The following is a 26,141-nucleotide window of genomic DNA, read 5'->3' as shown; positions in this document are numbered from 1 at the left end:
TGCCACCGGGATCTGTCTCGATGCACCAGTCCAGCCACTCCGTCAAGCGTCGTTCGAGCCTTGCCTGGCGCGTCATTGCGCCCAGCAGCTTGCTGCTACTGGTGCTGGTGGCGCTGTTTGTCTGGCTGGGCCATCACCATCTGACCCAGCAGCTCGAACAGAGCCGCCAGGGGCACCACGAGCGTCAACAGCGAGAAATCCGCCTGGCCATGCAGCGCTCTGCCGATAACCTGCGCCAGTTGGCAGGCTTGACAGCAAACGCCCCCGACCTGGGCAATGCCTTGGCTCAGAACGATGATGAAGGCCTACGCACGGTGCTGGCAGCCCAGTGGCCTTCGCTGCAGTTGGAAGCCGGGGTAGATGGCGTGTTCGTCTTCGATCGTCAGGGGCAGCAGCGCGGGCAGTCCGGGATGGGCGCTCCCGATATGGAGCTGCCCATTCGCGGCTGGGTGGACGATCTGCTGACGCGGGAAGTGCCCATCAAAACGCTGCGCTGTACCACCAGCTGCCAGCAATATGCAGCGGTCCCCATTCTGGTGGAGGGTGACAGCATTGGCATGGTCATGCTGTCTCGCTCACTCGCCGACGTGACCCGTGAAGCCAAGGAGGTCTCGGGTAGCGAAGTCGCGCTGATGGTCACGGGGCAGGTCGAAAGCGACGCCAACGATCCATCGCGATACCTGCCAGGCTGGAACGGCCACTTGGTCGCCATCACCAACCGGGAGCCGACCTTGTCACTGTTGGAGCAGGCCTCACTGGCCACGCCTATCTATCAGTTGGCAGACACACCCTTCAGTATGGAGTATGCCGGGCGACACCTGGAGCTGAGCGCGGTTTACATGGAAGACGACGCCGATTGGCGTAGCACCAGCTATTTTCTGCTGGTGTCCGACATCACGACGCAAACCGCTGCCATCCAACGGGCCACCAACACGCTATTGGCACTGGGCGTTGCGGGCTGGCTGGCGGCGGAGCTGCTGCTGTTGGCGATTCTGCTCGGCCCCATGGCGCGGCTGCGCCGGGTGGCAGCCCTGTTACCGGCGCTGTCGGACGGGCAGTTTCAGCGTGTGCGCGCTCATTTGCCCCAGACCACGCCCAGGCGTTCCAACGAGATCGACATTCTGGAAAGTGCCACACGCACCTTGACCGATCAGCTGGAGCGCCTGGAGTCGTCGGTACATGATCACAGCGACCAGCTGGCCGAGCGTATCGAGGAGCTGGCCAGCGAGCGCGATTTCGTCAATAGTCTGCTGGATACGGCCCAGGTGTTCATCGTCGTGCAAACGGCTGCCGGGCGCATTCAGCGGGTCAATGAGTATACCCGCAGCCGTTTAGGGCTGTGTGACCGGGATCTGGAAGGCCGCCATTTTTATGACATCTTCGACAGCACGGCGCACACGCCACAAGGGGATCACACTCATCGGGAAGCGCCCACGGGACAGTTGACCAGCCATCAGCAGGAAGAGAAAACGCTGCATACCCAGGACAAGCGCTACGCCACCGTGGCCTGGTACCATGCGCCGCTCACCAGTAGCCACCAGAAGCAGGTGGCGCGTATCTCGGTAGGTCTGGACATCACCGAGCGCAAAGCCGCCGAGGAGCGTTTGACCTGGTTGGCCGAGCACGACCCACTCACCGAGCTGTACAACCGCCGCTACTTCCAGGATGCGGTTCAGCACGCCCTGCTGTGCCAGAGCGAAGGCGCCATCGTGCTGCTCGACCTCAACCAGTTCAAGGAAGTCAACGAGCTGAGCGGGCACCCCGTAGGCGACCAGCTATTGCGCGAAGTCGCCGACACTCTGTTCCTCAATCTCGGGCAGCGAGGCACGATTGCCAGGCTGGGCGGCGATGAATTCGCCCTGTTACTGGAGGGAGTGAACAGCGAGCAGGCCATCAGCGTTGCCGACTATATCAACCAGTTGCTGAGCCGCATTGGCTTTCAGGCTGCCGGCCGGAAGCATCATATTTCCGCCAGCATGGGCATCGCGCTGTTCCCGGCCCACGGGCAAACCTCCGCCGACCTGCTGGCCAGTGCCGACATGGCCATGTACAAGGCCAAGGAGAGCAGCCACCAGGACTGGTATCTGCTGTCCCAAGCCGAAAATGCCAAGGATGAGCTACAGGATCGCGTGTATTGGGTGGAACAGCTGCACAACGCGCTGGAGCACGAGCAGTTCGAACTAATGGCTCAGCCCATCGTGCGTCTCAAGGATCACGACATCAAACATTACGAAGTGCTGATCCGCATGCGTCAACCCGATGGCAGCCTGATAGCGCCTCAGCACTTCATACCGGTTGCCGAGCAGAGCGGCCTGGTCGTCGCTTTGGATCGCTGGGTCATCAAGCACAGCCTACAGGCGCTGGGCAAGCTGCAGGAGCGCGGCGTTTCACTGGCCGTGAACCTGTCGGGCCAGTCGCTTCACGACCTGGGGTTGAAGCAGTACCTCACCGACGAGCTGCGCAGCAGCGGTGCCGACCCGCATCACCTGATTCTCGAAGTCACGGAAACGGCAGCGATCACCGACTTTTCCACCGCCCGTAACGTCCTGCAAACGTTCAGAGATCTGGGCTGCCGCACCGCACTGGACGATTTTGGCATCGGCTTCAGCAGTTTCCATTATCTTGGCCAACTGCCGGTGGATTACATCAAGATCGATGGCTCCTTCATCCGTAGCCTGTTGATCAATCCCGACAGCCACACCATCGTCAAGGCGATTGCTGACATTGCCAAGGGGTTCGGCAAACAGACCATCGCCGAGTTTGTCGATCAGGCAGCGTTGTCGCCTATTCTGGAAGAGTACGGCATTACCTATGGTCAAGGGTTCTATTTGGGTAAACCCATTCCCTTAACACAGCTCCTGAAAGGATAAACGACGGTGATCATACCCATCGCCCCCTCCGTCACCACCCCTGATACACTCGTCGAAAATATCTTTACACCGGCCTTTTTTGATACTCACTTTTCTCTGCTGATTGCCCAGACGCCCACCGAAAAGCGGCGCGCCTTTACCTTGCGCCACGCGGTCTTCATCGAAGAGCTGCGTTACGATCTTGGCAATAGCAGCGCGCTCAATATCGAACACGATGACCATGACCAACAGTCGCTGCTGTGCCTGCTCCACCATAAGGCGACAGGGCTGGATGTAGGATGTCTGAGGGTCGTGCTGTTCGACGAGCAAAACGCTCATGGGCTGCATAGCCTGCCACTGGAAGCCTACTACGGAGCGCACCTGTTCTTGCCGAACACGCACCCGCGCCATTTTGCTTCCCATCAGGTATGCGAAGTATCGCGCCTGGCCGTTCACCCCACCGTGCGTCGCAAGCAAAGCGAAGTACAAAGCCCCTACGAGAGCATCAAGGAGAGCCCCGCTCTGCTTAGCCTGAGCCTGTTTCTTGCCGCCACGGCACTGGTGGGTCTTAGTCAGCGCCATCATGTGTTCGCCATGCTGGAGCCACGCTTCAGTCGCTTGCTGAAGGCTTCCGGTCTCCAGTTTCACCAGGTGGGCGGCGTCATCGACTACTGTGGCAGTCGCGCGGCCTACTACATCGATCAGCGCGTGGCCGAGGAGCGGCTACCCAAGCGCCTCACGCCTCTCTATCAGTTCATCAAGGGCCAACTGGCCAGCCAGTTGGCGAAGAGCCCGTTGCTGCAAGATGGCGGGACATCACGCCAGCTGTGAGCCTCGCTCCTCCTGGCCGGTAAACGCCTGCGGCGCGACGCTCGCGAACTTTTCGGCAAAAAACAGCAGGGTTTCAGGATGGCGAAAGCGCTGCTCGAACGTCTCCTGCCCCTTAGGGGTGCGGCGGGTAACGCTGGCATGATAGGCATTGCCCACTTTGGAGACGCAGACACTGTTCTCATGGCCGGGCTCACGGTGATACGCCGTGACGTTGGATTGCTGCTCCAGCAGCTGGGCCAGCTTCATCGCAGCGGCTCGCTCTTCTTCACTGGCCCACAGCGGCTGGTCTCGATTGCCGTAGTGATAGAGCATCACGGCCAGGATGAGGGCAAAAATGCTGCTGATGAGCATCCAGGTCAACGCTACCCCCGCCACCGGCACACTCAGTACGATCCCCATCTGCACCAGGCTTCCTACGGCAAACACCAGCGCCAGCGGCCGCCACATGCGCTGATTCATGACGCCCCGGTTGAGCATGTACCCCCACAGCCCCACGACGCCCAACACCCCAAAGGAGAGGTGCACCAGCGCCAGCGGTGTCCCACCCCCGAAGAAAATGGCCACGATGCCCATGACAGGCAGCAGGCTGTAAAGGCCGGCGAACAGAAGGTAGGCACGCTGTAGGGACATGAGGGGCTCCTTATTTCATGGTAAAGCCACGCTTCACTAGAAAGTCACGCATATGGGGGCGCAGCTTGTTGTCGAACAGAGGGGTGAGGTTGTGCGACCAGTCGCTATTTTTATTGCCGCTACTGCGTGATTGGTAGTAGGCCCGCATGGTGTCATCGAAGGCCACGACCTGATCACTGTCTTCAGTGTAGTAGTCCTCTTTCAGAATCGCCTCAACGGGCAGCCTGGGTTTGACCTCCGGCTGATGGTCCGGGTAACCCAGGCACATGCCAAATACCGGGTAGACATGGGGCGGCAGTTTGAGCAGCTCGCTGACGGCCTCGGGGTTGTTGCGAATCCCGCCGATGTAGCAGATACCCAGCCCTTCGGACTCGGCCGCCACGGCCACGTTTTGGGCCATCAGGGCCGTGTCCACGGTGGCCACCAGCAGTTGCTCGGTCATGCCGCGCTCTACGTTGGCGCCGGTGCGCGCCGAGGCTTCGGTAGGACGCTTCATGTCGGCGCAGAACACCAGAAACACCGCACTGCTGGCCACATAGCCCTGGCCACCGGACAGTTCGGCCAGCTGCTCCCGGTTGGCCGCATCTTTCACGTGAATCACGCTGTAAGCCTGCACATGGCTGGAGGTCGCCGCCGCCTGCCCGGCCTTGATCAGCTCCAGGAGCAGCCCACGAGGGATCTCCTGATCGGTGAATTTACGAATGGAACGGTGGGACTGCAAGAGCTTGATAACGTCGTTCATGGTGCCTCACTGATCACGAAATGGTAGGGGGCGTGCTTCATTGGAAGACTTGAATCGTAACGCATTCTTGCCTGCTTGCGGCAACCCGCGAGGCTCGCTGGCAGGCAAATGCAGCTTCACCAGGCCACATGGGTTAAACAACCCTCTGTCACTCGCCAAGCCCTGCTCACTCTTCTAAGGTTAATTCAGTATCGTCGCCACACAGGCAATACCCGACACATCACCACAGGAAAAGAAATGGACGCTACCTATCGAAAAGGACCGACCGTCTGGGCCATGCTCGCCCTGGCAGGCGTACTCCTGCTACTGAGCCTGCCCATGATCGTGGGAGGGGGATATCTGGTTCTGCTCGGGGGCTCGTGGTATTTCCTGCTGGCGGGCCTTGCCATCCTGAGCGCCGCCGTACTGATATGGCGCCGCTCCCCCACGGGCGTTTGGCTCTACGCCGCGACGGTGCTGGCGACCCTGGCCTGGTCGCTATGGGAAATCGACCAGAAAGGCTGGCTGCCGATTTGGCAGGTGGACTTACTGGCGCGCATGGGGGTGCTGTGGGGTTTGCTGGTGGTAGCACTGCTGCTGTTGCCCGCGCTGTACCGACACCGCGGCCACCGGCCTGGCTGGGGGGCACGCCTGCCGGGAGTGATCGCCCTGGCGCTGCCGGGCCTGGCACTTCTGTGGCTGTTGCAGGATCGTCATGTGGATATCGACTCCCCGGCGCAGGCACGCCTGGCTGAAGGCGCCTCCCCGCCTGCCATGACCGAACAGACCTCCATGGACTGGCCGGCCTATGGCGGCGATGCTTCGGCTCGGCGGTTTTCCGAGGCAAGCCAGATCACGCCAGACAACGCGGCACGGCTCAGCGAGGCCTGGACCTTCAATACCGGCGATACTCCCCATAGTGACGCGACACCTTATGCCTTTCAGAATACACCGCTGAAAGTGGGCAACAGCGTCTATGTTTGTACCCAGAGCAACCAGGTGTTTGCACTGGACCCCGGTAACGGCGAACAACAGTGGCATTTCGACCCACAGGTCGACCGCGATGCGCTGGAGCATGTCTTTTCTGCCGCCTGCCGCTCGCTGGCATACCATGAAACCGACGACCCCACGACCCAGTGCCCGCGCCGTCTGCTGATGGGCACCATGGATGGACGCCTGATGGCCCTGAATGCCGATGATGGCTCTCAGTGCACCGATTTCGGCCAGCAGGGAACCGTGGACCTGTATGAGTTCATGGACCCGCAGGCACCGGGCTATCTCTCCAATACGTCGGGCCCTACCGTGGTCAACGACAGTGTGATCGTAGGGCATCAGGTGACCGACAATCAGCGCCGGGACGGCCCTTCCGGCGCCGTTAGGTCCTACCATGCCCTGACGGGCGAGTGGCAGTGGACCTGGGACGCGGTCTGGACGACTCCCGATCAACAGCCCGAACCCGGTGAAGTGTACCCGCGCGGCACCCCCAACGTGTGGGCGGCCATCACCGCGGATGAAGCCCTGGGGCTGGTCTACCTGCCCACCGGCAACCCTACCAATGACCAATATGGCGGCGACCGCTCGCCCGAGGAGGATGCCTTCACTGCATCGCTGGTCGCCGTGGAAGCCGACTCCGGCGACGTCGCCTGGAAATTCACCACCGTGATACATGATTTATGGGATTACGACCTGGGGGCGCAACCAGCGCTGATCGACTTCCCCACCGAGGAAGGCCCCAGAGCCGCCGTGGTACAAGCCACCAAATATGGGCAGGTGTTCGTCTTCGACCGTGAAACCGGTGAACCCCTGCGTAGCATCGAGGAGCGCGCCGTGCCCCAGGGAGCCATCGAAGGAGATTGGACCTCGCCGGTACAGCCTTTTTCACCAGACATGCCCAACTTTGGCTCACTGCCAGGGCAGGAAGTCGAACGCTTGACCGGGGCGCATACCTGGGGCACGACGCCCCTGGACCACCTCTACTGCCGCATCGAGTTTCAGCGCATGCGCTACGAGGGCATGTTTACCCCTCCCACCCTGGAGGAGGGCGGCATGCTGCAGTTTCCTGGCATCCTGGGCGGCATCAACTGGGGCAGCGCCTCATTCGACCCCACGCGCCAACTAATGATCGTGAACAACAACCGCATGCCCTCGCAGGTGGTGCTCTACCCCCGTGAAGAAGCCGATACCATGGATAACATTGCCCCCATTGGTGCTCAGGATGCCAGCTACATCGACCAGCAGGCCCAGCCCATGCTGGGCGCACCGGTGGCGGCGGAGCGCGGTGCCTGGCTCTCTCCACTGGACATGCCGTGTACGGCGCCACCCTGGGGCTTTCTGAGCGCCACCGACCTGAACAGCGGCGAGATCGTCTGGTCACGCCCGCTGGGCACCAGCATGGACCAGGGGCCGCTGGGCATTCCCTCGCGCCTCAAGATGACGGTGGGTGCCCCCACTAGCGGGGGCCCGTTGGCCACCCAAGGGGGCATGACCTTCATTGGGGCCGCCATGGACGATTACCTGCGCGGCTTCGACAGCGCGACCGGCGAGCTGATATGGGAACAGCGCCTGCCTGCAGGCGGGCAGGCCAACCCCATGACCTACGTGCACCAGGGACGCCAGTATGTGGTGATCGCCGCAGGCGGCTCTTTCCAATCGGAAACCACGCTGGGCGATAGCGTCATGGCCTTCGCCCTGCCCGAATGATGGGCAGGGTTAGCGTGAAAAATGTACGCACTGCCTGGGGCTTATCCAGCGGATGGCTATACTGCAAGAAGCGTTATTCTAATAGAGTGTTTCACTCTGAATAATCGTACCACTGAATAACGAAGACAGGATGCCGCCATGACAAACGCCTCACATACACCGCCTGGGCAAGCATGGAATGCTAGCCAGTACGCGGAAAACGCACCTTTCGTACCCAAGCTGGGCCACGAGGTGCTCAAACTGCTCTCTCCTCAGCCGGGTGAGCGCATTCTGGACCTGGGCTGCGGTGATGGCGTATTGAGCGAGCGCATCATGCAGCTGGGCGCGACCGTGCTGGGCGTCGATGCGTCGGCGGAAATGGTCGAAGCAGCGCAGCAGCGCGGCGTAACGGCCAGGGTAGTCGATGGTCACCAGCTGCCTTTCGACCACGAGTTCGATGCGGTTTTCAGCAATGCCGCCCTGCACTGGATGCTCGACCCTCAGGCCGTGCTGGCCGGCGTCAAGCGGGCCCTCAAGCCCGGGGGGCGCTTTGTGGCCGAGTTTGGTGGACACGGTAACGTGGCGGCTATTTGCACCGCGCTGATTGCCTCGCTGCAGTTCCGTGGGATCAGCTCCAAAGGGCGTCACCCCTGGTATTTCCCGACGGCAGAGGATTACGCCAACCTGCTGCAAACCGTGGGGTTTCGAATCGACAACATCGAACTCATCCCGCGCCCTACGCCACTGCCCAAAGGCATGGCCAACTGGCTGGACACCTTTGCCAGTCCGTTCTTCCACGGCCTGGATGATGATCTGAAAGATGCCGTGTTCGATCATACCGTCAACCTGCTGGCGCATAGCCTGAGCGATGGTCGCGGCAACTGGACCGCCGACTACGTGCGCCTACGCGTGGTGGCCCACGCCTGAAAGAAAACGCCCCCTGAGCACGTCGTGCGCTCAGGGGGCGTCCTGTAACCTTCCTTGGACCTTCCTTTTTAGAACTCGTCCCACTCGTCCTGCTGTGTCTGGGTAGACTTGGCTTTGGGCATCGGGGCGGGTACTTGTCGCCCAAGAGCGGGCGCTATCTCCTGCGGCGCAGGCGACAATTGCTCGCCAGCAGCCAGCCGGAAGGTGGAGATCAGTTCTGCCAGACCGCTGGCCTGGCCCTCCAGGGCCGTGGCCGCCGCGCTGGTTTCCTGCACAAGCGCCGCGTTCTGCTGGGTCACCGAATCCATTTCGGTCAACGCCGCATTGATCTGCTCGATCCCTCCTCTCTGTTCACGGGTTGCCGTGGAAATTTCACCCACCAGCGTGGTGACCTGACGAATGGCGTCCACCGTCTGATGGATGGTTTGCCCGCTGCGCTCGGCCTGACTGGCACCGCTGGTGATTTGCGTCGTGGTTTGCTCGATGAGGCCGCGAATCTCCTTGGCCGACTCGGCACTGCGGGTAGCGAGAGAACGCACCTCGCTGGCCACCACGGCAAAGCCGCGCCCCTGCTCACCGGCTCGGGCCGCTTCCACGGAGGCATTGAGCGCCAGGATATTGGTCTGGAAGGCAATCGAGTCGATCACGCCAATGATGTCGTTCACCCTGTCGGCACTGGCGGCAATCTCGCGCATCAGCTGCACGGTCCGCTCGACCTCCTCACCGCTGCGTTCGGCCGATTGCGAGGCTGCCACGGAGAGCTGGTCGGCCTGCTGGGCGATATCCGCATTGGCGCCCACCGTGGTCGCCATCTGCTCCATGCTGGAAGCCGTTTGCTGAAGCGCGGCGGCCTGCTGCTCGGTACGCGAGGAGAGGTCCTGACTGCCGGAGGAAATCTCGCTGGCCCCGCTATAGACGTGCTCACTGCTGCTGCGCAACGAGAGGACCAGCGTCCTGAGCTTTTCCTGCATGGCGGCCAGCCCCATGAACAGCTGGCCAATCTCATTACGGCCGCGGTCTTCGATACGCTCGGTCAGGTCGCCGTCGGCAATGCGCGCAAAGTGGTCCAGCGCCTGGCGCAGCGGCGTCACCACCCCGCGCACCATGGCAATACGAATGACCAGCGCCGCCAATAGTGAAAACAGCAGTAGACCAATGGCGATGGCACCGACCCAGGTCGCGACTCGCTCAACCTGTTGCATCACCTGCTGACCACGAGATTCGGTATAGGCCACAAAACCGCTCATCGCCGTATCCAGACGCGCGCTATGCTCGCCCAGCTCCGCCTGGCGGCGCTGGATCTGGAAAGGCGGCGCATTCAACAAGGGCTCCAAGCCCTCCACCACAAAGGCTTGATAAGCCTCGGCCACCGCATCTCGGTAGCGGGAAAGCTCACTTTCCGGGGCCACCCCCACAGAGGAGAACTCCTCGAAGTACTGTTGCGCGATCTGCGTGGCCTCCACTGCCTGCCCCTGGCTTTCCTGACCTCTTTCAGGATTGCCCATGGTACTGAAGCTGGCAGCGCGGTCGAGAAAGGTCTGCGCCCGTAACGCGTTGACCTGCATTCGGTTGGCCAGATTGACCAGCCTGACATTGGTATTGTTGATTTCGGCAAGTGCCTGGCCGCTGTTGGTATTGGCGTAAAAACCCAGCCCACTGATCAGGCCAATCATCACCACCAGCACCGCGAGGGCAGCCGTCAGGCTCCATTTTATCGAGAGATGCTTCATGAGTGAGTTCCCTTGTGCTTATTTGTTATGGCGCTGCTCAAGCGCAGAGTAAAACAATCCACGTGAAAAAACGGCACCTCTACGACTTATGTAATCAACCATTTTCATCTATGCGATAAACAAAAAAGCCCACTCCAACAGGAGCGGGCTGTATCCAGAGAAGGCCACTTAAGCGGGTGTGTTTTTCAACGTGGCCATATCGATCACGAAGCGGTAACGCACGTCACCTTTTTCCATGCGCTCGAAACCTTCGTTGATGTCGTTAATATCCAGCATTTCGATATCACAGGTGATGTTCTGGTCGGCACACAGCTGCAAAAGCTCTTCCGTTTCGGCAATCCCGCCGATCAGTGAACCAGCCACCACGCGGCGTTTGAAGACCAGATTGAACGCTTCGATGGTCGGCTCGATGGGCTCCAGCAGCCCGACGATGATATGCGTCCCGTTGTACTTGAGCGCGGCCAGATAGGGGTTGAGGTCATGCTGTACCGGCACGGTATCCAGCATGAAGTCGTAGGTTTCTGCCACGGCCTCCATTTGCGCCGGGTCGCTGGACACCACCACGTGGTCAGCACCGTTTCGCTTGGCTTCCTCTACCTTGGCGTCGGAACGGGTAAATACCGTGACTTCTGCGCCCAGCGCCTTGGCCAGCTTCACGCCCATATGGCCCAGGCCACCCATGCCAATCACCCCGATCTTGTGCCCTTTACCTACCCCGAAATGCTTCAGCGGTGAGTAGGTAGTGATACCGGCGCACAGGATAGGCGCAGCCGAGGCCAGATCGATACCGTCAGGCATCTTGAGCACGAAATGCTCGCTCACCACGATGGCATCGGAATAGCCGCCTTGGGTCAGGGTGCCGTCCTGACGATCGGGGCTACCGTAGGTCATGGTGAAGCCTTCCAGGCAGTATTGCTCTACGCCCTCCTGGCAGGCCGAACAGGTACGGCAGGAATCGACCATACAGCCCACTCCTACCAGATCGCCTACCTGGAAGCGGCTGACGTCGCTGCCCACGGCGGTCACGCGGCCGACGATCTCGTGGCCGGGCACGACGGGGTATTGGCTCATGCCCCAGTCGTTACGCGCAAAGTGCAGGTCGCTGTGGCATACGCCACAGTAAAGAATCTCGATGGCAACGTCGTCGGCACGCGGCGAACGACGCTCGAAGGTAAACGGCGCGAGGGGTTTGTCGGCGGAAAACGCGGCGTACGATTTTGCCTGGCTCATGGAAACTCCTTGGTAAGGCATCCCGCCCATGCGAGAGAAGTCTCCATTATTGGCCGTACCGCCGCGGTTAGCGATGAACGAAGCTCCGATTTTTTTGCCTATTTCTCCATAAAGGCGTAATAAAATAACAAAAACGCGCGCAAAAAAGTCACAATTGTCCTAAACAAACTGATGACAGTCTCGCCTATGGAGCCCCCATGGCCACCAACACCGCTGCGGGCAACGCCCTCGCTCAGTGCCTTTTTCCCTTGATTCGACGGGAAGGAATGAACGCCTCGGCTCTGCCACGGGTCAGCCTGCTGTACCTGAAACGGCATCAGCCGCGCACCCCGCTCATGTACGAACCGGGGCTGACGATCATTGCCCAAGGGCGAAAGATCGGTTACCTGGGTGACCGCGAGATTCACTACAACCCTGGACACTATCTCGTTCAGACCCTGCCGCTGCCTTTCGAGTGCGAAACACACGGCTCCGAAGAGGCGCCGCTGCTGGGTATTTCGGTCTCTCTGGACCCCGCGCTGCTCAACGAGCTGGTCACCGCCATGGGCGAACAAGGGCCGCTCGTAAAAACCCCCAGACCCATGGCCTCGGTGGCCATGAACGAAGGCATGCAGGCTGCGGTTCTGCGGCTTGCTCACACCCTGCACGACGAAGTGGAGTGCCGCATCATGGGGGCAGCGCGTATACGTGATGTGGTGTTCGAAGCGCTCAAGGGGGAGCAGGGGCAAGCGCTACGCGCGCTGGTCAGCGGCCATGGCCACTATGCGAGAATCGTGCAGGTGCTTTCCCACCTGCATGCTCATTTTGCCGATCCGTTTTCGGTGGAACAGCTGGCCCAGCAGGCCAACATGAGCGTCTCGACCTTTCATCAGCACTTCAAGCAGATCACCCGGGCTTCCCCAGCGCAGTACGTGAAGCGGCTGCGGCTATTGAAGGCTCAGCAGCTATTGCGGCAGGACCGCCATAACGTCAACCAGACCGCCCTGGCCGTCGGCTACCGCAGCGTGCCTCAGTTCAGCCGCGACTATAAGCGTTACTTTGGCGAGCCACCGCTACAGCATCGCCGACAGGAGCAGGCCATGGGCGCCTGACAAGCGCCCTGTCGGCGACCCAAGTGCGCTTATTTGGCAAAAATCGGGCTCTTGTCCTTGAACGCCTTGAACTCCAGCGCATTGCCGCAGGGGTCGAGCAGGAACATGGTGGCCTGTTCACCCACTTCTCCCTTGAAGCGGATATAGGGCTCGATCACGAAATCGGTATCGCGGGCTTTCAGGCGCTCGGCCAGCGTTTCCCACTCATCCCACTCCAGGATGACACCAAAATGCGGTACCGGCACATTGTGGCCATCCACCGGGTTGGTATGCGCGCTTTCCTGCCCAGGCGTCTTGGGATGCTCGTGAATCACCAGCTGGTGGCCAAAGAAGTTGAAATCCACCCAGTGGTCACTGGAGCGCCCCTCTTCCAGACCAAAGACATCGTTGTAGAAAGCGCGTGCCAGCGGCACATCGTAAACGGGGATTGCCAGGTGGAAAGGGGAAAGGCTCATGAGAAGCTCCTGTTATCGGGTATGCCGCGATGTGCTGCGTTTAGGGTTGGTTCAGCCATCCTAAAAGCCGCCATGCAAAAATAAAATCAATTGTTTTTTGATAAACTCACAAAAAATATTGATGAGTTACCGATCATGATTCGTGAGCTTAAAACGCTTGTCGCCGTGGCCCAGCACGGCACTTTTGCCGCTGCCGGACAGCAGACCGGGCTGACCCAGGCGGCCGTCAGCGCCCAGATGAAGCGCCTGGAAGCGGAGCTGGGGGTCACACTGTTCGAGCGCAGCGGTCGCAATGCCGTCCTCACCTCGCAGGGCCAGGCCACCCTGCAGCAAGCCCGCGCCCTGCTGGCGCTGTACCGAACGCTGGGAGCAGCAGGCACCGACCAGGCACCCGGCACGCTCATCACGCTAGGCGCCATTGCCTCGTATCAACGTACGCTGCTGCCGGACGTGCTGGCACATTTTCACCGTCACTTTCCCCACTGCCGCAGCCGGGTGGTCCCTGGGCTGTCACTGGGGCTGATGAGCCAAGTGGACGCAGGAGAGCTCGACATGGCCGTGATCATTCGGCCGCCTTTCTCGCTGCATAGCGACCTGCGCTGGCAGCCACTGGCCCATGAACCCTTTCGCCTGTTGGTACCGCAGGGCTGGTCAGGGAGCGATTGGCGAGCATTGCTGGAGCGTCATCCGTTCGTGCGTTACGACCGGACATCCTTTGGGGGGCGGCAGGTCGAGCGCTTCTTGCGCGATCAGCACTGCCAGGTGCGCGATGTGTGTGAAGTCGATGAGCTGGATGCCATCGTTCGGCTGGTGGCCAACGGCGTGGGCGTGGCGCTGGTGCCAGAGCCTCGTGCCCTCGACCACTGGCCCAGCGGCATCAGGGCAGTCAGCCTCGATGAGCACACCTTTCACCGGGACATCGGAGTGGTGTATCGCGGCGATAGCCCAGGCCACGAGGCCGCCCGCGCCCTGACCGTGTTACTGATGGAATACGCACCCCAGGGCTGAATAAAACGCACAACGCCAGCCCGAAGGCTGGCGTTGTATCGACCAACGACAGGCGTTGTACTTACGCCTGCGTTACCTCTTCTTCCTGCTCGCTGTCCTGAGCTTCCGCTTCGTCAGCGGGCTCGGCTTCCTGCTCCGCCTCGTCAGCGGCCTCTTCGACGTCACTGGCCTCGACGGCATCACCCGCCTGCAGGTTCATGGGCTCGTCAAGCTGCAGGGTTTGTGCCGTATAGGCACGCACGTCACGCAGCAGCTCCGGATTTTCCGCCAGTTTCTGGCCGTAGGACGGCACGATAGCGGTCAGGGTAGACTGCCACTCCTCGCTAGCTACCTGTTCGGGGAACACACGCCCCAGCAGGTTCAGCATGATCGACGGAGCGGTGGAAGCGCCAGGCGAGGCACCCAGCAGCGCCGACATGCTGCCATCGGCAGAGCTGATGATTTCGGTACCAAACTGCAGCACACCGCCCTGCTCTTCATCGTCACGAATGATCTGCACGCGTTGGCCCGCTGTCCACAGCGACCAGTCATCGGGGTTGGCTTCCGGGTAGAAGTCCTGCAGGGCTTCGAAACGATCTTCTTCCGACATCATCACCTGGCTGACCAGATAGCGCACGAGATCAAAGTTATCGACCCCGACCTGCATCATCGGCCAGGTGTTGTTCAGCGTCATGGAGCCGAACAGGTCGGTCCAGGAGCCCTCTTTCAGGAACTTGCTGGAGAACGTGGCAAACGGGCCAAAGAACAGCGCGGGTTCACCGTCCAGATAGCGGATGTCCAGGTGAGGCACCGACATGGGCGGTGAGCCTTCACCGGCCTTGCCATACACTTTCACCAAGTGCTGAGACACAACGTCCGGGTTGGTGGTGTAGAGGAACTGGCCGCCCACCGGGAAGCCGCCGTAGCCCTCTACTTCAGGAATGCCGGTTTCCTGCAGCAGCGGCAGCGCCGCACCGCCCGCACCGATGAAGACGAAACGCGCATCGACGGTGAACTCATCACCGCTGGCCAAATCGGCGATACGAACCTGCCAGGTATCGTCGTCATTGCGCTCGAAGCCGCGCACTTCGCTGTTCAGACCCAGCGTGAAGTTGTCGCCCTGGGCCAGAGACTCGATCATCTGGCGCGTTTGTGCACCGTAGTTCACCTCGGTGCCCATCTGCATGCGCGTTGCTGCCACCGGGGTGCCGTCGTTCTCGCGACCGGCCATGACCAGCGGCATCCACTCGGCCAGCTCCTGCCAATCTTCGGAGTATTCCATCCCGGCGTAGAGTGGGTTCTGTACCATGGTGGCGTGACGCTCGCGCAGGAACGCCACGTCGTCTTCACCCCATACCAGGCTCAAATGGGGAGAGGTGTTGATGAACGAGCCTGGCTCGCCGAGCATGCCACGGTCCACCTGGTGCGCCCAGAACTGGCGAGACACCTCGAACTGTTCGGTCACGTTGACCGCACGCTCGATGGCCACGCTGCCGTCAGGTTGCTCGGGGGTATAGTTCATTTCGCAGAAAGCCGAGTGCCCGGTACCGGCGTTGTTCCAGCCGTTGGAGCTTTCAGCGGCGACTTCGTCCAGCCGTTCGTAGAGGTGTATGCTCCACTCCGGCTCCAGCTCCTGGAGATAGGTGCCCAGCGTGGCGCTCATGATGCCGCCACCAATCAGCAGGACATCGACCGGTTCATCGGCCGACACGGGCATTGCTGCAAGCGCCAGCAGCGGCGAGCAGAGTAAAAGACTTAAACGTTTTTGCATGTCATGTCCCTGACGATACAGAAATGACGTGCCGGAGCAGTGAGCGCCCAGCGTCGAGGGGGGGTATATTGTCGACGAAAGTCTAACAAAAAACCGCGGGCGCGGAAACATAAAAGAACGCTTAAATGAGAATGAAAGGAATTAACGTATGAAACCCGAAGACCTCGAAAAGCTGGTCTCACGCAAAATGCCCTTTGGTAAGTACGAAGGATGGCTGATAGCTGATTTACCGGGCCCCTACCTCAACTGGTTTGCCCGGGAGGGCTTTCCCACCGGGGAGATTGGCCACTTGCTGCACTTGATGCATGAAATCGACCATAACGGCCTGAGTGGCCTGCTCGACCCGCTGCGCAAGGCGTGAGTCAACGGCGATTCATGACCTCCTCGCGCTCAGCCAGGTAGTGCTGTGCATGGGCCGTGGGGTCCTGCGGAAAGCGTCCCAGCGCCACGGCTTTTTCGAAAAATCCACGGGCCGGACGATCCTCGCCACGCCGACTGATGACCAACGCCGCGACCAGAGGCCGCCCTGCCGCCACGTCCTCCTCCATGAGCCATTCAAGCGCATTGGCCACTTGCGCAATGGTGCCCGGCGGGGTGAGCCCCAGGGCAGCCGCCACTTGCTGGTAGGTCATGGGCAGGGCCTGCCGAGGCGCTTGCTCGAGCAGCGCGCGCACTCGGCAGGCGAGCAAAGCCGTTGCCTGCATGGCGGTCACCTCCGATGGAGAGTGTCTGGTTGAGTGCATGTCAGCGTCCCTCATGGCGGCATCCTGGATCAGGCGGGAAAAGTGGCCACGCTACCACATCGCTGGCTATGCATGGGAAACCAGTGCTCCAGTGAAAGCCTCCTGGAGGCCTTGGGCGAACATCTGAGCCATACGTTATAGCAACGCATCGATGGGCCGCTTACCATCCAGCAGGGTGATGTCGCGGTCAATGATCGAGGGAGTCTGCACGACCCTCAGCAGGGCATGGGCCACATTGGCACGCGAGATGCGATTATCACCGGCTTCTTCGACACTACTGGCAAACTTGTGACTGGGAGCATCATCGGTGAGCCGCCCCGGCTTGAGAATCACGTAGGAGATATTGCTACGGCGCAGGTGCGCATCGGCAGCGAACTTGGCCGCCATGTAGGGGCGCATGTTCTGCGGGGCTTCCAGAGGTTTTTCAGCGCGCAGCGCACTGACCATGATATAGCGTGACAGTCCGCGCTGGCTGGCGATATCCGCCGCGCGGATGGCGCCGAACAGGTCGATCAACAGGGTTTTGTCCGGCCCGGTATGCGGCCCGGATCCTGCGGTGAACACGACCTGGTCGCACCCTTCGAAGGCATGCTCCAGCTCACCTTCCAGGTCGGCGATGACGGTGGGAATGCCGCGCTCTTCAAACCATGCCGCCTGCTCCTGATGACGGATCATCGCCTTGATGGGCGTGCCTGCCTGTTTGGCCAGAGCACAAAACTGTTGACCAATTTGGCCATTGGCACCTATCACTAGCGTCGTCATCTTGCCTCCTCGTCTTTGGTCACTCCTTATCAGTGTAGGCAAGCGCGTTAAAGTTCAACCGTTTGACATGCAAACAGCGAACGCCGGGGCGTTCGCTGTCGAGGAAGGGGCCGTGGAGAACCGGCTATTTCAAGCGGGCGGGCTGTGGCTGTGGCTGTAGTTGAGACCGAGACTGCGAGGGCAGCGCTACAGGCGGACGCCCGGCATCGTGGCTCACCTGAAAGCGGCTGACCAGGGAGTGCATGTCACCCGCACGCTCATCCAGCGTGTGGCTTGCCGTGGTGGCCTCCTGAACCAGGCGCGCGTTCTGGTGAGTCACCTGATCCAGCTGCGAAATCGCCTGATTGATCTGATCGATACCCGCCGACTGCTCTTTGGTGGCATCGGCAATTTCAGTGACATAGCGGGTCACCTCCGTCAGGCTGTCGATGATCTCCTGCAGGTGCTGGCTGGAAGCCGTCACCAGCTGCTCACCCTCGCTGACTTTTTGCACGCTGTCGTCAACCAGATGGCGAATCTGGGCGGCCTCTTCGGCGCTGCGCCCTGCCAGCTTGCGAACTTCCTGGGCGACCACCGCAAACCCACGCCCTTGTTCTCCCGCGCGAGCCGCCTCGACCGACGCATTCAGGGCCAGCAGGTTGGTCTGGAAGGCGATATCGTCGATGGCCTTGATGATCGAGGTGATTTTCTCGCTGGCCTGGCGAATGTCGCTCATGGCAGCAGTGGTACGCTGGGCAACATCCCCCGCCGAGCGTGCCCGCCCATCGACGTTGGTGCTGGCATCCTTGGCCTGTTCGGCGTAGTCCGCCGTCTGTTTGACCGTGGCGGTAATCTGTTCGAGGCTGGACGCGGTTTCTGCCAACGAGGACGCCTGCTGGTCGGTACGCTGGGACAGGTTCTCGTTGCCAGCAGCAATCTGGCGGCTACTGGCAGCAATGGCTTCGGCACTTTCACGAATCTGCGCCACCATGGCTTCGAAGGTGTCCATCATCTGATTGAACGCCTGGGCGGTTTGCCCGGCTTCATCATTGTGGGCCAGCGCCAGGCGCATGGAGAGATCGGCATTTTCACCCGCAGCGCCACTGATGTTTTCCATTTGACGGCGCATGGCGACCAACGGACCTAGTACCCGCACCAGCGTGCGCCAACCAAAAATGGCCAGCACGCTGATGACGGCCAACGTGACCATCACTAGCAGCGTACGGCCAGCGTTGGCCAACGTTTCCGCTTCGCTGCTGGCACTGGCGGCACGCTCGACGGTGTAGGATTCGATATCGTTCAGCACGTCGCGCATCTCGCTGGACGCCTGCGCAACGCTCGTGAGAGCCGTCTGTACCTGCTCCCGTTGGGCAAGCTGCTGTTGACGCAATGCGTAAACGGAGTTGGCATCTTCCACCATCAGCGCGTTCAGGTCAGCAATCACCGAGTCCAGCTCACCGATCAGCGCACGCTGTTCGACGGTAGTACTCGGCGCCTCCGCGATGGCGGCCAGCGACTGGCGCGCCAGCGTCACCTGCTGGGCGATTTCATTGGTACGCAAATTGACCAGCGCATCCACACTCTCCACCTGCCTCATCTGGCGCCCCAGATCTGACAAGGTGGCCAGCGCCATACGCGCATTACCGCTCAAGCGACCAATGTCCACCCTAGAGGCGAACATGGTATCCAGCAGCTGCGTGGGTAGCGTGGTCGTGCCCTCTTCACGCCAGGCTTCCATCAGCTCACGCTGACGACGCTCTTCACGAACCTGCGCCAGCGCCGTGCGGCCGGCAATGTCTTCAGCGCTGTGCATCACCGTGGTGATGGCGGTCTGCATCCTCTGCAGCTGCTCCGCCATTTGTGCAGACAGGCTCAAGACGTCACGCCGTACCCCTTCCAGTGTTTCATCACCCGCCAGCAAACTCTGATAGTGGGTATCCAGCGCACTCAGCTGGCTCGATAGCGCCGATTGGCTACTGCGCTCCAATCCATCTCGTGCGCTGGCAAAGCGTTCGTTCAACGCACTACGCGACGTCACGCTGTCCAGCTCTTCCACGCTGTCGGCCGCCAGCAGGTCGGCATGGCGCTGACCAAACGCGCCCATGGTCAGCACCATGCTGCGGCTGGCATCCTGCAAAGGAAGTACATCGCTGGTGATCAGGTGCTGGACGTTGATCAACCGCTGATTGGTCATCCAGCCAGTGCCTGCCAGTACCACCGCGCCCAAAACGGCGGCCGCGAATAGGCTAATGAGCATGGCTCGTATGCTTATCGTCTTTTTCATCAGGGGTATTCGCTGTGTCAGAGGTTATGCTATTCAAAGGATGCTGCGACGTTCGCCCAATCGACCGGCTCGAACTGGCCGTTACGAATGACGGTTGCCCACACGGCATCGCTGGCCTGATGGTCTCCTTCCCCCAGGGTCAGCGGCTCACCCACGCCAATATCGATGGTACCCAAGCCCAGCAAGCCTTCCACGATGGCTTGCCTATCCGGGTTTTCACCGGCGGCTTTCACCCCTTCCACGAACAGCTTGGCGGCCAGATATCCCTCCAGCGAGATGAAATCCGGCTCGCTGCCGGGCACATGCGCTGCCAACGCCTGGCGGTACTCTTCCACGGCTGGCAGATCAGCATCCAGTGGCGGCACGACCTGAGTCACGATCACGCCTTCGGCCAGTGGCCCCAGCGCCTCCAGCAGGGCCTGGCTACCCACGAAAGAGACGTTCAGAAACACGCTATCCGGCAGGTCCTGACGCGCTTCGCGGATAAAATCGGCAGCGGGGCCAAAGGTGCCGACAATGATCACCGCACGAGGCACGACAGGTGCCTGAAGAATGGTTGCCAGCCCTTGGTGAACATTGCGGGTACCGCGTGTAAAACGGCCGTGGGCCAGCTGTGAGGTGTCGGTGAAGCCCTCTTCGTGCAAGGCGCGCAGCGCGCCATTGTAACCTGCATCACCAAAGCTGTCGTTCTGCGTGAAAAAGGCGATCTCTTCGGGCTGGATACCCGCTTCCAATAGCCCCGCCACCATGGCGGCGGTTTCCTGCACATAGCTTGCTCGGTAGTTGATCACATAGCGGTCGGGGGGTGAACGACGCAAGATACCCGCGCCGGTAAAGGCGCCGTACAGCAGCGTGCTGTGCTGGTTATGGATGGGGATGGTCACGGCAGCAGTGGGCGTGCCGACGTTACCGATGGCCGCCAGCAGGGAGCTATCACTGATCAGCTGCCGGGTATGCGCGGCGGCGGGTAGCGGCGAGTATTGATCGTCGAAGGCTTGCAGTACCAGCGACTGCCCGTTGACGCCACCTTCGGCATTTACTTTGGCAAAATAAGCCTCGATACCCTGCTGCATGCCGACCCCCAAGGGAGCGGCTGCACCACTCAGCGGCGCGACGATACCTACTTTCAACTCCGCTGCCGCCACGGGCGACACCAGCACCCAGGCCAGCAATACCAATACTCGTGATATTTTCATTTTTTTATCCTCAGGGTTTAGCCTTTCATCGGCCAAAACGCCTAAGACTTTAGTCACAGCCTAAAGATACTGATGTTTCTAATCAGGACGGCTCAGGGCAAACCGGTCGCTGACTCTGACATAGTCACTGCCTGCCAGGCGGCCTACCGGCTGCAGCACATCCAAGTGAACGTGGCGGCCATCCCAGACGGACTCATCGGCGTGGATCGATACCACTTTGACCAGGATCAGGCTGCCTGCCAGCGGCTGATCCCCGAAGCGGATCACCTGTACTCGCTGGCAGCCAAAGGCGATGGGCGCCGCCGCAATACGCGGCACGCGCACACCGGGCATGGCCATCTTTTCCAGTCCTGCCAAGGCAAACTCGTCTTCCTGGGGCGGCAGGCTGGCGCTGGTGGTATTGAGCGCTTCGATCAAGCCTTCGGTGCCCACATGCACCACGCACTCGCCGACGTCTTCCAGGTTGCGCAGGGTGTCCTTGGGCTGGGCGCTGCCATCCAGCAGCGGCGCAAAAGCCAGAATGGGAGGGTCGATACTGGCCACGTTGAAAAACGAAAACGGCGCCAGGTTGGCGTTGCCCTGGCCATCCTGGGTGGCCACCCAGGCAATGGGCCTTGGGCAAATGCTGCCCGACAGCAGGCGATACAGTGTTCCGGCACTCAGTGGCGAGGTGTCCAGCAGGGTATCCATGCAAACTCCTTATCAGGCCATGGGACCAGCGTTGCTGCCCATAAAGCCACTCACTCATCAGAAAAAATCACCTCTCTTTGCATAAGAGGTATTCATTGTCGTAGGGAACGCCTGTTACCAGGCCGTGGAGCCTTGCGGCTGTCAAGTGTGCTAGCCTTGTAAGTTCATAAGTTACCAGAGAATTGAATGCTCACTATTTCCAATAGCGTCACGCTGGCCGATTGGGAAATCGATATCAGCCAGATTCGAGCCCAGGGAGCGGGCGGCCAGAACGTCAATAAAGTCGCCTCTGCCGTGCATCTGCGCTTCGACATTGCGCGCTCGACGCTGCCCCCTACCTACAAGGAGCGGCTGATGGCGCTGTCCGACCAGCGGATCAGCAAGGAGGGCGTGGTCATCATCAAGGCGCAGAGCTTTCGCACGCTGGAGCTGAACAAGGAAGACGCCTTGAACCGCTTGCAGGCGTTGATTCAAAGCGTGGCCCGCACGCCGAAAACGCGCCGCCCCACCAAGCCCACCAAAGGCTCCCAGCGGCGGCGGGTGGACCACAAGACCCGCAAGGGCAAGATCAAGTCGCTGCGTGGTAAAGTGCCGCTGTGACGCCCGCCGCGAACCCTCCCCCATTTCGAACTGGATACCACGACGCCCATGCCCAACCAGCCTCGCCCTGTGTCACCCTGCCGCCATATTTGCCAGATGAACCCCGAGACGGCCCTGTGCAGCGGCTGTGGGCGCACTCTGGATGAGATTGCCTGCTGGGGAAGCATGAGCGACGCCGAGAAAGCGCCCGTTTGGGCGCGTATCGAACAGGCCGGCTACCTGGACATCGGCGATGACGCTACTCCTTGACCGGCGCAGGCTGGGCGTGCCGATCACTCAAGATATGGTGCAGCTCACCACAGGCGACCATCGGGTCGTCGCAGTTGATCACGATGGTGGAATCGGCCAGCACATAGCTGCGCCCGGTAATGGTATTTTCCACCACCTGATAGGCACCTTCCTGGTGGGTGCCTGTAAAGGTGCCGATAAACCCGGTTTCTCTCAACGAGACGGTTTCCAGCTTGTCGCCCGGCGCCAGCCGCCCTTCATGATGCATCAGCGCCAAGCGTGCCGAGGTGCCGGTGCCGGTGGTGCTGCGGCAAATCACCCCTGGGTGCACGTAGGTGGCAGAGCGCGAACGCACATAGCCCTGCGCCACCGGCTCTTCAGGCCCCATGAAGTGTAGAAAGGGCAGCGGCCCCACATCGCCCAGGGTGTAGTGGGAAAACCCTCGGTGAGCCTGGATGGCCTCGATGATCTTGTGGGCACAGGCCGCCAGCGCGGCCTCTTCGTCCCGTACCAGCTTGAAGCCCAGCGCCTCGGCATCGACCAGCGCATAGAAGCCGCCGCTGTAGGCAACCGAGTAGGTGACGTCGCCAATGCCCGGCACCAGAAGAGTATCGCGATAGCTGTCGATATAGCTGGGCAAGCCTTCACAGGTCACCGACTCCACGACCCCGTTGCGCACCCGCGCTTCGATCTGCACCAGGCCTGCCGGGGCTTCCAGCTTGAAGCGCTGAAGCCCCTCCTGCTTGGGCACGATACCCATTTCCAGAACGGCCGTGGCCGTGCACAAGGTGTTGGAGCCTGAGTAGATCGGGTAGCCCATCACTTCCATGATGATGTACCCCGCCACCGCTTCAGGATGGGTGGCAGGCACCAGCAGGTCGACCGACATTTCCGGAATGCCATAGGGCTCGCCCAGCAGTAGCTGCCGGAGGCCATCGGCGTCGTCACGCAGATACTCCATTTGCTGACGCACCGTGCTGCCCGGCAGCGTATCGATCCCGGCGGTGACGATACGGCTCACGTCGCCCCCCGCGTGGGTGTCCAGCAGCTTGATGGTATGCACGGTATTCACTGGCGAGCCTCCCGTTCCGATTGAAGAGCGGCAGATTGAAGATCAGCCGACTGAAGCGCGAACGGCTCCCCATGGGCCTCCCACTGGGCATCGGGCACGATCACGATCTTGCCCAGATAGTCGCTGCCGCGATTGACGAAGTAGCGCTCCGCCGCGTGCAGCTGCGACAGCTTGAACGTCCCGTGCAGCACCGGCTTCAGCTCGCCGCTGCGAATCCAGGCGACCAGCTGTTCGGCTTCTTCACGGGTGCCATGGGAGACCCCGACGATTTGCACCTGATACAGGTAGATGCGTGTCCACATGACTTCGCTGAGATTGCCACCGCTGGCACCAGCGATGGCCAGCCGCGGGTACGTGGCGCGCTGCGACATATCACTGATCATGGTGTCGATGAACAAGTCGGTCATGTCGCCCCCCACCAGGTCCATGACCGCATCGATGGGCCGCCCTTCGGTGGCCTGCAGCACGCGCTCGACGAACGTAGGCAAATCGCCTCGGTCGATCACCGCCTGCGCGCCCAGCCCGCATAGGGCATCGGCTTTGCTGGGCTGGCTGACGGCATAAGGAATGGCGCCGATGATCCGGCACAGCTGAATCAGCGCCGTTCCTACCCCGCCGCTGGCTCCACTGACCAGCACCCGCTCGCCAGCCCGCACGTTGGCCGCCGTCATCATGTGGTAGGCGGTCTGATAGGAGCACATTCCCATGGCCGCCAGAGGGGCATCTGGTAATTCAGGGTTGGCGATGTGATGAAACTGGTCGGCAGGCACCACGATATATTCCGCGAAGCCCCCATCGGCACCATGTCCGTAGTAATCCGGCACCAGATTGATGTCGCGACGATCATCCGGGTAGAGATTGAAATCCAATAGCCCCCGCTCACCCACTCGCTGCGCATCGACACCCTCGCCCACCGCCACGATGTGCCCCACCACATCGGCCCCCTGGATACGCGGAAAGCTCAAGGTGGGGGCACCGCCCATGGCGAACGAGGTGACCTCCTCCTTGCCCCTGGTGGGGTAAAGCCCTTCGCGGGCCTTGCGGTCAGTGTTGTTCTTCGCGGTCGCCGTGACGCGCACCAGCACCTGACCGGCCCCAGGCTGCGGCGTGGGCACGTCCTGCCGGTAGTGCAACATGTCCACATCGCCATGACCGGTCAGCAGCATGGCCGACATGCTGGAGGGGATAGAAAAGGAAGTGGTGGAATCATTGGCAGCGTTGGTGACACGTGAGGTTCTGCGGTCCGTATTGGCCATGGGCTGGCTCCTGATCGGTGCATATACCACGACAATAACAAACGCCGGGCCAGGTTCAAGATATCCTGTTGCGACGGGATTCAACAGTGCGGAGGGATCGCTTACATACCACTCCAATCTCTTGCTTTGCCTCGCAGCGTCAACTTTTCGCCAATGGTGATCAGCCCCCAAAAGGTTCAAGCTCATCCCTCATGGGCACCTCCCAGCCCCCGCCAAGGAACGGTATGCTTCATTTCAGCTCTGCCTATCATCGCCGCCTGACCTGGACCTATTTTGGACTGTTCATCGCTATCGGTATGACTGGCGGGCTGCTGGGGCCTGCCCTGCCCCACCTGGCCAGCGCCAGCGGCTCTTCCATGAGCCAGATTGCCGTGCTGTTCACGGCGCGTGCTGTAGGTAACATGAGCGGCGCTTTGGTCACCGGAGCGCTGATGGACCGCTTCAACGGGCATCGCGTGCTGCTCATCATGGGCGTACTCACCGTGGCCGGGTTGGCGCTGGCGCCCTTGAGCCCACTACTCGTGTTGCTGGCGCTGCTGTTCATGCTGCTAGGCTTTTCTGAAGTGTCGCTGAACGCCGGGGGCAATACGCTATTGCTGTGGCTGCACCGAGACGCCGCAGGCCCCAACGTGAGCGCGCTGCACTTCTGCTTCAGCGTTGGCAATATGCTGACCCCGCTGGTGATGGTGGCAGCGCTGTCGCTGACCGGCCAGTTTCACTGGACTTTCTGGGTGGTGGGGCTTTGCGTCGCCGGGATGCTGTGGCCGTTATCACGCTTTGCCAGCCCCACCATGCCAGCTCCCTCCTCGCCGAGCAGCAGCATTGGCGAGCACAAGCATCGTGATCCGTTGCTGCTGGGCATCTTCATGGTGTTGTTCGCCCTCTACGTGGGCATCGAGGTGACCTTTGCTGGCTGGGTGACGGCCTATGGCGCGCTATCAGGAGTGTCCGGCGAGCAGGCCACGCTGTTGGCGACACTGTTCTGGCTGGCGCTCTCGGCAGGACGCTTGCTGGCCATTCCGCTACTGCGCTGGTGCGCGCCCTGGCAAGTACTGGTCGGCTGCCTGGCCATTGGGCTCAGCGCCGCTGGCGGCTGGCATGCAGGGGTGCTTTCATTGGCCCCAGGCGCGCTGCTGTTTGGCCTCTCCGCCTCGGCTTTTTTCCCCACCCTGTTTGCGCTGTGCAACCACACCATGGTGATGCGGGGCCGCACCACCGGCGCCATCTTTACGGCCGCGGGCTGCGGGGCACTGATCATTCCTTCGCTGACGGGCCCACTACTGGACACCGCCGGGCCCGGCGCGTTTCCCGTGCTGCTAGCCTCGCTATGGCTGTTGATTGGCCTTGGGCTTTGTCTGTTGACGCTACGCCTGCGTATCCTGGCTCAGTCTACTGCCGATCCTTAACGCCGTAGGCCGAACGCAGCCCAT

The 26,141-nt window shown here is 61.0% G+C and carries 23 protein-coding genes; 10 read left to right on the top strand and 13 right to left on the bottom strand.

The annotated features are described in order from the left end of the window. Window positions 1-20: 20 nt before the first annotated feature. Both HSS18214_RS0117020 and HSS18214_RS0117015 read left to right on the top strand, forming a co-directional pair. Window positions 21-2,870, top strand: coding sequence for a bifunctional diguanylate cyclase/phosphodiesterase (locus tag HSS18214_RS0117020; protein ID WP_016916481.1), 2,850 nt, complete (start codon window positions 21-23; stop codon window positions 2,868-2,870). Between the two features lie 6 nt (window positions 2,871-2,876). Further along, a complete protein-coding gene (locus HSS18214_RS0117015) occupies window positions 2,877-3,680 on the top strand; it encodes a PEP-CTERM/exosortase system-associated acyltransferase (RefSeq protein ID WP_016916480.1) in 804 nt (267 codons plus the stop codon). On the opposite strand, the gene HSS18214_RS0117010 is transcribed toward HSS18214_RS0117015, so the two are convergent. After that, window positions 3,666-4,310: a hypothetical protein gene (locus tag HSS18214_RS0117010; RefSeq protein WP_016916479.1), complete on the bottom strand. Its 645-nt coding sequence runs from the start codon at window positions 4,308-4,310 to the stop codon at window positions 3,666-3,668. The two genes, HSS18214_RS0117015 and HSS18214_RS0117010, sit on opposite strands and share 15 nt — an antisense overlap. A 10-nt stretch (window positions 4,311-4,320) precedes the next feature. Beyond that, window positions 4,321-5,052: an oxygen-insensitive NADPH nitroreductase gene (gene nfsA, locus HSS18214_RS0117005; protein WP_016916478.1), complete on the bottom strand. Its 732-nt coding sequence runs from the start codon at window positions 5,050-5,052 to the stop codon at window positions 4,321-4,323. A 237-nt stretch (window positions 5,053-5,289) separates the two neighbouring features. Here nfsA and HSS18214_RS0117000 point away from each other — a divergent pair, with 237 nt between their 5' ends. Then, window positions 5,290-7,731, top strand: a complete 2,442-nt coding sequence (locus tag HSS18214_RS0117000; protein WP_016916477.1) for a membrane-bound PQQ-dependent dehydrogenase, glucose/quinate/shikimate family — start codon at window positions 5,290-5,292, stop codon at window positions 7,729-7,731. A gap of 138 nt (window positions 7,732-7,869) precedes the next feature. Further along, complete coding sequence (locus tag HSS18214_RS0116995; protein WP_016916476.1) at window positions 7,870-8,637, top strand: class I SAM-dependent methyltransferase; 768 nt, start codon at window positions 7,870-7,872, stop codon at window positions 8,635-8,637. 68 nt (window positions 8,638-8,705) lie between these two features. Here the strand turns inward: HSS18214_RS0116995 and HSS18214_RS0116990 are convergent, their stop codons facing one another. Together HSS18214_RS0116990 and HSS18214_RS0116985 are read right to left on the bottom strand one after the other, a co-directional pair. After that, window positions 8,706-10,367, bottom strand: a complete 1,662-nt coding sequence (locus tag HSS18214_RS0116990; protein ID WP_016916475.1) for a methyl-accepting chemotaxis protein — start codon at window positions 10,365-10,367, stop codon at window positions 8,706-8,708. A 168-nt stretch (window positions 10,368-10,535) separates the two neighbouring features. Next, entirely contained in the window at window positions 10,536-11,597 is a 1,062-nt protein-coding gene (locus tag HSS18214_RS0116985; RefSeq protein ID WP_016916474.1) for an NAD(P)-dependent alcohol dehydrogenase, read from the bottom strand. A gap of 197 nt (window positions 11,598-11,794) precedes the next feature. Between HSS18214_RS0116985 and HSS18214_RS0116980 the strand changes: the two genes are divergently transcribed. Beyond that, on the top strand, window positions 11,795-12,688 hold the full coding sequence (locus HSS18214_RS0116980; protein WP_016916473.1) for an AraC family transcriptional regulator: 894 nt from the start codon (window positions 11,795-11,797) through the stop codon (window positions 12,686-12,688). 29 nt (window positions 12,689-12,717) lie between these two features. On the opposite strand, the gene HSS18214_RS0116975 is transcribed toward HSS18214_RS0116980, so the two are convergent. Continuing rightward, complete coding sequence (locus HSS18214_RS0116975) at window positions 12,718-13,143, bottom strand: VOC family protein (protein WP_016916472.1); 426 nt, start codon at window positions 13,141-13,143, stop codon at window positions 12,718-12,720. 135 nt (window positions 13,144-13,278) lie between these two features. Between HSS18214_RS0116975 and HSS18214_RS0116970 the strand changes: the two genes are divergently transcribed. Continuing rightward, window positions 13,279-14,151: a LysR family transcriptional regulator gene (locus tag HSS18214_RS0116970; protein ID WP_016916471.1), complete on the top strand. Its 873-nt coding sequence runs from the start codon at window positions 13,279-13,281 to the stop codon at window positions 14,149-14,151. Window positions 14,152-14,212: 61 nt separating this feature from the next. Here the strand turns inward: HSS18214_RS0116970 and mqo are convergent, their stop codons facing one another. Then, window positions 14,213-15,901: a malate dehydrogenase (quinone) gene (gene mqo, locus HSS18214_RS0116965; protein WP_026002011.1), complete on the bottom strand. Its 1,689-nt coding sequence runs from the start codon at window positions 15,899-15,901 to the stop codon at window positions 14,213-14,215. A gap of 148 nt (window positions 15,902-16,049) precedes the next feature. On the opposite strand from mqo, the gene HSS18214_RS0116960 reads away from it, so the two are divergent. Further along, window positions 16,050-16,262, top strand: coding sequence for a DUF3820 family protein (locus HSS18214_RS0116960; protein ID WP_016916469.1), 213 nt, complete (start codon window positions 16,050-16,052; stop codon window positions 16,260-16,262). Window position 16,263: 1 nt separating this feature from the next. On the opposite strand, the gene HSS18214_RS0116955 is transcribed toward HSS18214_RS0116960, so the two are convergent. The 5 genes from HSS18214_RS0116955 to HSS18214_RS0116935 form a co-directional block, all read right to left on the bottom strand. Next, window positions 16,264-16,644 carry a hypothetical protein gene (locus HSS18214_RS0116955; RefSeq protein ID WP_237718642.1) on the bottom strand — a complete coding sequence of 127 codons (381 nt, stop codon included), beginning with the start codon at window positions 16,642-16,644 and terminating at the stop codon, window positions 16,264-16,266. A gap of 135 nt (window positions 16,645-16,779) precedes the next feature. Beyond that, window positions 16,780-17,406, bottom strand: a complete 627-nt coding sequence (locus HSS18214_RS0116950; RefSeq protein WP_016916467.1) for an SDR family oxidoreductase — start codon at window positions 17,404-17,406, stop codon at window positions 16,780-16,782. A 124-nt stretch (window positions 17,407-17,530) separates the two neighbouring features. Next, the gene (locus HSS18214_RS18400; RefSeq protein WP_016916466.1) at window positions 17,531-19,642 is read right to left on the bottom strand and encodes a methyl-accepting chemotaxis protein; all 2,112 of its coding nucleotides are present in this window, start codon (window positions 19,640-19,642) and stop codon (window positions 17,531-17,533) included. Window positions 19,643-19,698: 56 nt separating this feature from the next. Continuing rightward, window positions 19,699-20,865 carry an ABC transporter substrate-binding protein gene (locus HSS18214_RS0116940; protein ID WP_016916465.1) on the bottom strand — a complete coding sequence of 389 codons (1,167 nt, stop codon included), beginning with the start codon at window positions 20,863-20,865 and terminating at the stop codon, window positions 19,699-19,701. A gap of 78 nt (window positions 20,866-20,943) precedes the next feature. Continuing rightward, window positions 20,944-21,555 (bottom strand): flavin reductase family protein, encoded by a 612-nt coding sequence (locus tag HSS18214_RS0116935; protein WP_016916464.1) that lies wholly within the window; start codon window positions 21,553-21,555, stop codon window positions 20,944-20,946. A gap of 186 nt (window positions 21,556-21,741) precedes the next feature. On the opposite strand from HSS18214_RS0116935, the gene arfB reads away from it, so the two are divergent. Then, a complete protein-coding gene (gene arfB / locus HSS18214_RS0116930; protein WP_016916463.1) occupies window positions 21,742-22,155 on the top strand; it encodes an alternative ribosome rescue aminoacyl-tRNA hydrolase ArfB in 414 nt (137 codons plus the stop codon). Window positions 22,156-22,203: 48 nt separating this feature from the next. Then, entirely contained in the window at window positions 22,204-22,404 is a 201-nt protein-coding gene (locus HSS18214_RS0116925; protein ID WP_016916462.1) for a DUF1289 domain-containing protein, read from the top strand. Here HSS18214_RS0116925 and HSS18214_RS0116920 read toward each other — a convergent pair. Then, on the bottom strand, window positions 22,394-23,455 hold the full coding sequence (locus tag HSS18214_RS0116920) for a proline racemase family protein (RefSeq protein WP_016916461.1): 1,062 nt from the start codon (window positions 23,453-23,455) through the stop codon (window positions 22,394-22,396). The two genes, HSS18214_RS0116925 and HSS18214_RS0116920, sit on opposite strands and share 11 nt — an antisense overlap. Beyond that, a complete protein-coding gene (locus HSS18214_RS0116915; RefSeq protein WP_040461366.1) occupies window positions 23,452-24,630 on the bottom strand; it encodes an alcohol dehydrogenase catalytic domain-containing protein in 1,179 nt (392 codons plus the stop codon). Before HSS18214_RS0116915 ends, HSS18214_RS0116920 begins: the two co-directional genes overlap by 4 nt. 305 nt (window positions 24,631-24,935) lie before the next feature. Between HSS18214_RS0116915 and HSS18214_RS0116910 the strand changes: the two genes are divergently transcribed. Next, a complete protein-coding gene (locus HSS18214_RS0116910) occupies window positions 24,936-26,117 on the top strand; it encodes an MFS transporter (RefSeq protein WP_016916459.1) in 1,182 nt (393 codons plus the stop codon). The last annotated feature ends 24 nt before the right edge of the window (window positions 26,118-26,141 follow it).

The sequence above is a fragment of the Vreelandella stevensii S18214 genome, assembly GCF_000275725.1.
GTDB classification, from domain to species: Bacteria; Pseudomonadota; Gammaproteobacteria; order Pseudomonadales; family Halomonadaceae; genus Vreelandella; species Vreelandella stevensii.
Note: the sequence above shows the minus strand (reverse complement) of the source record. Positions and strands in the feature narration are given on the sequence as shown.